A 1,059-nucleotide genomic window follows, 5' to 3' on the forward strand; every position below is an offset into this window, starting at 1 on the left:
ATTCGATCTCGTTCCAGGGGCTCCGGTGGCCGCCGTCGTACCGGGCGCGCAGCGAGCGCTCGATGCGCAGGGCGTCGTCGACGCGGCCGGCGTACAGGAGGGAGGCGGCGACCTGATGCTCGATGCCGGTCCACACCTCGTCGGAGTACACGAACGGAATCGCCGGCCGTCCGCCGTTCGGCCAGGAGGCGAGCAGCAGTCCGCCCTCGTCGTTCAGCGCGTAAACGCGCTGTGTGCTCTCGTGCGCGGAGAGGTCGTCGCGGTGGTTGTGCGCGACGATCGCGGCGAGCGCCGAGTCGACGCGGTCAGCGGGGAGGATGTGCCCGAGTCCGTTCACGAAGGCGTGGAACTGGCCGAGCAGCTGATCGGACAGCACCCCGTCGCCGTATTGGTACCGGTGCGCGTCCGGGTCGTCGATCACCTGCCGGTAGTACTCGCCGTTCCACAGCGTCTCGTCCATGGCGGCGGCGACGTGGTCGGCCCTGGCGTTCCAGGCTTCGGCGCGATCGGCCTCCCCGAGGTGGGACGCCATCCGGGCCCCGGCACGGAGTGCGGCGAGGTAGACGCCGTTCGCGAGCGGTTCCGCGCCGTGGAACTCGATGTCGTAGGTGTTGTGCATCTCGCCGTCGAGCAGGCCGTCGCCGTCGCGATCCCACTCCCGGATGGCGTAGTCGAGGGTGCGGGAGGCGGCGGGCCACAGCTCGCGCAGGAAGTCGTCGTCGCCGCTGAAGCGCCATTCCCGGTGCAGTCGCAGCAGGGTGCCGAGCTGGCCGTCCACCGCAGGGCCCATGAACCACGAGGGCCCGCCGAAGATGCGGTTGCCGCGGAACTTCTGGGCGCCGGCTTCGTCTGTCTCCAGCAGGTATTCCGCGCGGCGTGCGCTGCGCTCGAGCGAGGGGAACAGCCAGGCGAGCGTCTGCGCGTACGACCACACGTGCGTGCAGGTGCCCTCGCACGAGCCGCCGTGGTCGAAGGACCCCTCCCAGGCGGCGAACACCGGCCCGTCGCCCAGCTCGGGGCCCGGGGAGGCGAGCACGAATCCGGTGGTGGAGCGGGCCG

General features: G+C 71.2%; 1 protein-coding gene. It reads right to left on the bottom strand.

Features of this window, described 5'->3' with window-relative positions; genetic code table 11:
* A partial coding sequence (locus tag KZA10_RS15945; RefSeq protein WP_308289695.1) for a GH116 family glycosyl hydrolase occupies window positions 1-1,036 on the bottom strand: 1,036 nt, incomplete at its 3' end.
* Window positions 1,037-1,059: the final 23 nt, after the last annotated feature.

This window comes from Microbacterium sp. BF1, assembly GCF_019279095.1.
In the GTDB taxonomy this organism is placed as follows: Bacteria; Actinomycetota; Actinomycetes; order Actinomycetales; family Microbacteriaceae; genus Microbacterium; species Microbacterium maritypicum.